Source organism: Shigella sp. FC1567, assembly GCF_001743015.1.
In the GTDB taxonomy this organism is placed as follows: Bacteria; Pseudomonadota; Gammaproteobacteria; order Enterobacterales; family Enterobacteriaceae; genus Escherichia; species Escherichia coli.
The window spans coordinates 1-6496 of the sequence record NZ_MIIV01000120.1; the positions used below are offsets into that span (position 1 = coordinate 1).

The following is a 6496-nucleotide window of genomic DNA, read 5'->3' on the forward strand; positions in this document are numbered from 1 at the left end:
TTTCTGGTGCGTACCGGGCTGAGAGGCGGTGTAAGTGAACTGTAGTTGCCATGTTTTACGGCAATGAGAGCAGAGATAGCGCTGATGTCCGGCAGTGCTTTTGCCGTTACGCACCACGCCTTCAGTAGCGGAGCAGGAAGGACATCTGATGGAAATGGAAGCCACGCAAGCACCTTAAAATCACCATCATACACTAAATCAGTAAGTTGGCAGCATTACCGACATTGTCTTGCTGAAATTATGCAACAAAATATTGCTATTTTATACCAGCAATACAATCGTTAAAGTAAATGCCCGGCAAATACCGGGCATCAAGGTAATTACTCAAATCTCCACGCAATATTCATGCCGACACCATAATTTCGTCCGGGCGAAGGTTCGTAATATCTCCCGTTTGACTCATTGACAATGACAGAACCAACGTATTCTTTATCGAATAAATTATCGACACGACCAAATAAATCCACAGTTAAATTGTGGTAATTGTATTTATACCCGGTGAATAAGCCGACGAGAGTATAAGACGGCGCTTTTGCCGTATTTTCATCATCTGCCATAATATCGCCCATATAACGCGCTTCCGTGCCTGCATACCAACCATCTTCCGGTACATAACCTATCGACGCAAAGCCCATATTACGGGCGATCCCTGGCATCCGATTACCGTTACAATCCTGTTCATTGCAAACATTGCTGCGATAGGTCGCATCAAGCCAGGTCCAGGACGCGTTTACGCGAAAATCTCCTGCGAAACGTTGATCCCATGCCAGTTCAGCGCCTTGACGACGGGTCTTTCCGGCATTTTTGTAAGTCGTACGCCCACCGCTACTGCTATCGACAACAATTTCATCATCAGTGTCGGTCTGAAACAATGCGAGACTAAGCAGCCCATCACCAATACGCGTTTTACTGCCGATCTCAATTGTATCGTTGGTGGATGGTTTTAAACCAAAGTTCATACCGCTTTGCCCATCAGCACGATAAGACAGCTCATTAATCGTCGGCGTTTCAAAGCCTCGCCCGGCTGCCAGATAGATATTCCAGGCATCGGTCATTGCATATTTTAACGAACCGGCAGGTAGCCATTTATGATAACTGGCATCACCGCTGTCATCGCCGTTACCCGGAGTAACGTAATGGTCGTTGGAATCAAACCACACGGAGCTGTAGCGCACGCCAGCATCCAGCGACAGTTTTTCGCTCAGCTGCCACTGCGTCTGTAAATAGGGATCGATGTTCCACATCAGATTGCGTTCGTCGCGACGCAACTCACCTTTTTGCCCGTACTCCGGCATGCCGCTATTCAGGCGGAAGTTATTGTAGCCCTTGCGGTTTTCACTCATGTTTTCGTAGTTCAGGCCGGTAGTGAACGTGACCGGAACGCCCAGTTCACCACGGTGTGTCCAGCGGCTGTCTATCCCCTGGTAATGGCGTTGCAGGGTAATCACGCCGCCCGCATGTGACGGGTTAAGTTGTGGTGCCATGGGTATTGACTGGTACTGGGTCGTTTCTCGCTCTCCGGCATACATCATCACACTCATATCATCTTGCGCGCTCAGGCTACGCTCATAGCGCAACCCAGCCTGAGTTTGCTTGATGGTTTTTCGCGTGTCGTACTGTTCTGCACGAGGCGCTTGTTGTGGATTAGCCTTCCATTCTGCTTTGGTTAGCCCACCTGGGTCATCTGCTTTGATATCCACACTATTGAAAATCAGACTTAATTTGCTGGCTTCATCAATGCGTACGCCCAGTTTGGCATTGGCTAAATTTTTCTGTGCGCCACTATGGTCACGATAGCCGTGGGTCGTAAAACGCGTGGTTGAGACGGTGTAATCGACATCGCCAGGCTGTGTGCCGTCTCCCGTTGCGCCCGTTGCTTTCAGCCCATAGCGCCAGCTGCCAAAACTGCCGTAGTAACTACTGGCTTCAATGGTTGGTGGCTGTTGTCCGGTCTGGGTGGTGACATTCATTACCCCACCAGACGCGTTGCCATACAGGGCAGAGAAGGGGCCACGCAGCACTTCCACATTTTGCACACTGCTTAAATCGATGTTGGATGTTTGCCCTTGCCCGTCGGGCATGGTGGCGGGAATACCGTCCACATACAGGCGAATACCGCGAATACCGTAAGTGGAGCGGGAGCCAAATCCGCGAATCGACAGCTGTAAATCTTGCGCATAGTTCTGCCGGTTTTGTACCTGCAAACCAGGCACGCCGGTCAGTGATTCGGACAAGTTAATGCGCGGTGTTGCCAGGCGCATCTCCTCGCCATCCACCACGCTTACTGCTGCTGGGGTATCCAGTTCTGAAACCACCTGCGGTGCGGCACTGACAATCATAGTCTGTTCATCAGCGGCAAAAACAACGGGGGAAAGGACAAGCAGTGCGGGCAAAACGGTCTGTCGGACGGAAAAAATCTTCATGAAAAAAGCCAGGTTAAGAATGGGAAAACGCTGTCATGGTAATAAAATTGTAAACTTATGCAAAACGAAACGGCACGATACGTTAATTAATTGAGAAAATTGTAGTCGTAACGGCAAGAAATGCTCCACATTTGAGAAAATAATGATTACCATTCCCATTTATAACAAGAGCGTGACGATGATTACGCTTAGCGAAGCATTGTGAAGCAGCAAAAATATTGGTTCATCAAAGGGAGTCGTCATGCATTTACGTCATCTGTTTTCATCGCGCCTGCGTGGTTCATTACTGTTAGGTTCATTGCTTGTTGCTTCATCATTCAGTACGCAGGCCGCAGAAGAAATGCTGCGTAAAGCGGTAGGTAAAGGTGCCTACGAAATGGCTTATAGCCAGCAAGAAAACGCGCTGTGGCTCGCCACTTCGCAAAGCCGCAAACTGGATAAAGGTGGCGTGGTTTATCGTCTTGATCCGGTCACTCTGGAAGTGACGCAGGCGATCCATAACGATCTCAAGCCGTTTGGTGCCACCATCAATAACACGACTCAGACGTTGTGGTTTGGTAACACCGTAAACAGCGCGGTCACGGCGATAGATGCCAAAACGGGCGAAGTGAAAGGCCGTCTGGTGCTGGATGATCGTAAGCGCACGGAAGAGGTGCGCCCGCTGCAACCGCGTGAGCTGGTAGCTGATGATGCCACGAACACCGTTTACATCAGTGGTATTGGTAAAGAGAGCGTGATTTGGGTCGTTGATGGCGAGAATATCAAACTGAAAACCGCCATCCAGAACACCGGTAAAATGAGTACCGGTCTGGCGCTTGATAGCAAAGGCAAACGTCTTTACACCACTAACGCTGACGGCGAATTGATTACCATCGACACCGCCGACAATAAAATCCTCAGCCGTAAAAAGCTGCTGGATGACGGCAAAGAGCACTTCTTTATCAACATCAGCCTTGATACCGCCAGGCAGCGTGCATTTATCACCGATTCTAAAGCGGCAGAAGTGTTAGTGGTCGATACCCGTAATGGCAATATTCTGGCGAAGGTTGCGGCACCGGAATCACTGGCTGTGCTGTTTAACCCCGCGCGTAATGAAGCCTACGTAACGCATCGTCAGGCAGGTAAAGTCAGTGTGATTGACGCGAAAAGCTATAAAGTGGTGAAAACGTTCGATACGCCGACTCATCCAAACAGCCTGGCGCTGTCTGCCGATGGCAAAACGCTGTATGTCAGTGTGAAACAAAAATCCACTAAACAGCAGGAAGCTACCCAGCCAGACGATGTGATTCGTATTGCGCTGTAATAGATATGGCGAGGGTGAAAACGGTGAGACTTGCCTGCCTTTTATCACGGCGTATCCGGCACTTTCGTCAGTAATCTGAATTTGCCCGGCACGTAGCCGGGCAATTTTGCAATTAACTCGCCGTTTCAGGCTTAAACACAATTTCCTGTTTTTCTTCATCTTCCTCGACGACTGGCGCAGTGCTGTGAATTTCAGCAACGCGTTTGCGCACACCAAACCAGCCTATAACCAGCAGAATACCGATAATCGGCAGCGCCGCGATAGTATAAGTCCCGTTCGGGTAATCGAACGCCATCAGCACAAGGACACTCAGTAAAAACAGTAATGTCAGCCAGGAAGTGAAGGGCGCGCCAGGCAGTTTAAAACTGACATCCGCTGCTTTGCCTTCTTTAATCGCTTTACGCAGGCGCATCTGGCACACGATGATAAACGCCCATGAAGCGATGATTCCCAGCGACGCGAAGTTCAACACAATCTCAAATACGCGCGACGGCACCAGATAGTTGAGGAATACGCCGACGACATACACAACCAGTGTCGCTAGAATCCCGGCATACGGCACATGCTGACGACTCATTTTCGCCATAAAACTCGGTGCGGAACCGCCCATCGCCATTGAGCGCAGAATACGTCCGGTGCAGTACAGACCTGAGTTCAGGCTGGAGAGGGCAGCGGTCAGCACCACAATGTTCATAATGCTGCCGATATATGGCACACCCAGTTTAGAGAAAAACGTCACGAACGGACTTTGCCCCGCCTGATACGCGCTCCACGGCAATAACATAACCAGCAACACCACGGAGCCGACGTAAAACAGGCCAATACGCCAAATCACACTGTTAATGGCTTTAGGCACCATGGTCTGCGGATCTTTACATTCTCCGGCAGCTGTACCCACCATTTCAATGGAGGCAAAAGCAAACACTACGCCCTGAATCAACACCAGCGCAGGCAGCAAACCGTGGGGGAAGAAGCCGCCATTATCGGTGATTAAATGAAAGCCAGTGGTGTTGCCATCCAGCGGCTGACCACTACCGAGGAACACTGTACCCACGACCAAAAAGGTCACAATGGCGAGCACTTTAATAAGCGCAAACCAGAACTCCATCTCCGCAAACCATTTCACACCGATCATATTCATGGTGCCAACGATGGTAAGTGCAGCGAGCGCAAAGACCCACTGCGGCACGCCGCCAAACGCACCCCAGTAATGCATATACAGAGCGACGGCGGTAATATCAACAATCCCCGTCATCGCCCAGTTGATGAAGTACATCCAGCCAGCAACATAAGCGGCTTTCTCACCCAAAAACTCACGGGCATAAGAGACAAAACTGCCACTGGAAGGGCGGTGTAGCACCAGCTCACCCAATGCACGCAGAATAAAAAACGAAAACAAGCCACAAATTAAATAAACCAGTGCCAGTGCTGGACCCGCCATTTGCAGTCGGGCTCCTGCACCTAAAAACAAGCCGGTGCCAATCGCGCCGCCAATGGCGATCATCTGTACCTGGCGATTGCCCATCGCTTTGTGATACCCCTCTTCGTGGGCATTAAGCCAGCGGCGTTTCGCGGCGTGTTGATCTGAAGTGTCGGTGTCGTGTTTACTCATTGCTCTCCCTGATTGCTTTAATGAAAAAGTCATATAAGTTGCCATGAACAATGTTTATTCATCCTGGCGATGATAGTTATCACCATTATTCTTTATGGGTATAAAACTATCGGCGCAGCATCCTACCCGTTATCGATATACGATGCAAAACATCCCCTTACAATCCTGAAGGGGATTCATACAACTGACGAAAAAATGACAAATACTTTTGCTGGTTAACCTGTGTACTGTCCTACACTTAATCTTTAAAAGATTGTGAGGGGCATATGATTAAGGTGTATGGCGTACCCGGATGGGGCTCTACAATCAGTGAGCTGATGCTAACACTGGCTGATATTCCTTATCAGTTCGTTGATGTCAGTGGTTTTGACCACGAGGGAACTTCACGCGAGTTATTGAAAACCCTGAACCCGTTGTGTCAGATTCCGACACTGGCGCTGGAAAATGACGAGATTATGACGGAGACAGCGGCGATTGCATTGATGGTTCTCGATCGTCGCCCGGACCTTGCGCCACCGGTTGGGCGCGCCGAACGTCAGCAGTTTCAACGGCTATTGGTCTGGCTGGTTGCTAATGTCTATCCAACATTCACTTTCGCCGATTACCCTGAGCGTTGGGCTCCTGACGCACCTGAACAGTTAAAGAAGAATGTTATTGAATATCGTAAATCGCTTTATATCTGGCTGAATTCACAATTGACCGCTGAACCTTATGCGTTTGGTGAGCAACTAACGCTGGTGGACTGTTATCTTTGCACTATGCGCACATGGGGGCCTGGGCATGAATGGTTTCAGGATAATGCCACGAATATCAGTGCGATTGCTGATGCTGTATGTCAGTTACCGAAATTACAAGAAGTATTAAAAAGGAATGAAATTATTTGAGTGGGATACCAGAGGATTATGTTATTTATTATTCAGTAACTTTATCCACAATGATGGGCGGGTAATGCTGCCAACTTACTGATTTAGTGTATGATGGTGATTTTAAGGTGCTTGCGTGGCTTCCATTTCCATCAGATGTCCTTCCTGCTCCGCTACTGAAGGCGTGGTGCGTAACGGCAAAAGCACTGCCGGACATCAGCGCTATCTCTGCTCTCATTGCCGTAAAACATGGCAACTACAGTTCACTTACACCGCCTCTCAGCCCGGTACGCAC

6 protein-coding genes and 1 pseudogene are annotated in these 6496 nt (G+C 49.4%); 4 read left to right on the plus strand and 3 right to left on the minus strand.

The window, feature by feature from the left end; all coding sequences use genetic code 11:
• Positions 1-165 (minus strand): IS1 family transposase (locus tag BHE85_RS09170; protein ID WP_047664789.1); only part of this gene is annotated, 165 nt, incomplete at its 3' end.
• Between the two features lie 54 nt (positions 166-219).
• On the opposite strand from BHE85_RS09170, the pseudogene BHE85_RS27350 reads away from it, so the two are divergent.
• Positions 220-285, plus strand: a pseudogene (locus BHE85_RS27350) (hypothetical protein); the annotation flags it as partial.
• 35 nt (positions 286-320) lie between these two features.
• Here BHE85_RS27350 and pqqU read toward each other — a convergent pair.
• Positions 321-2423: a TonB-dependent receptor PqqU gene (gene pqqU / locus BHE85_RS09180; RefSeq protein ID WP_000689355.1), complete on the minus strand. Its 2103-nt coding sequence runs from the start codon at positions 2421-2423 to the stop codon at positions 321-323.
• A gap of 241 nt (positions 2424-2664) precedes the next feature.
• Between pqqU and yncE the strand changes: the two genes are divergently transcribed.
• Positions 2665-3726 carry a 7-bladed beta-propeller protein YncE gene (gene yncE, locus BHE85_RS09185; RefSeq protein ID WP_000550675.1) on the plus strand — a complete coding sequence of 354 codons (1062 nt, stop codon included), beginning with the start codon at positions 2665-2667 and terminating at the stop codon, positions 3724-3726.
• Between the two features lie 112 nt (positions 3727-3838).
• On the opposite strand, the gene ansP is transcribed toward yncE, so the two are convergent.
• Positions 3839-5338: an L-asparagine permease gene (gene ansP / locus BHE85_RS09190; protein ID WP_001300590.1), complete on the minus strand. Its 1500-nt coding sequence runs from the start codon at positions 5336-5338 to the stop codon at positions 3839-3841.
• Between the two features lie 266 nt (positions 5339-5604).
• Here ansP and BHE85_RS09195 point away from each other — a divergent pair, with 266 nt between their 5' ends.
• Entirely contained in the window at positions 5605-6222 is a 618-nt protein-coding gene (locus BHE85_RS09195) for a glutathione S-transferase family protein (protein ID WP_000598869.1), read from the plus strand.
• A 115-nt stretch (positions 6223-6337) separates the two neighbouring features.
• Positions 6338-6496, plus strand: a 159-nt coding sequence (locus tag BHE85_RS09200; protein WP_032277379.1) for an IS1 family transposase, incomplete at its 3' end; no start/stop codon positions are given.

Bases quoted from the DNA above. Each gene is read 5' to 3' on its own strand.
- pqqU (WP_000689355.1), bottom strand. From the start codon at position 2,423: ATGAAGATTTTTTCCGTCCGACAGACCGTTTTGCCCGCACTGCTTGTC.
- yncE (WP_000550675.1), top strand. From the start codon at position 2,665: ATGCATTTACGTCATCTGTTTTCATCGCGCCTGCGTGGTTCATTACTG.
- ansP (WP_001300590.1), bottom strand. From the start codon at position 5,338: ATGAGTAAACACGACACCGACACTTCAGATCAACACGCCGCGAAACGC.
- BHE85_RS09195 (WP_000598869.1), top strand. From the start codon at position 5,605: ATGATTAAGGTGTATGGCGTACCCGGATGGGGCTCTACAATCAGTGAG.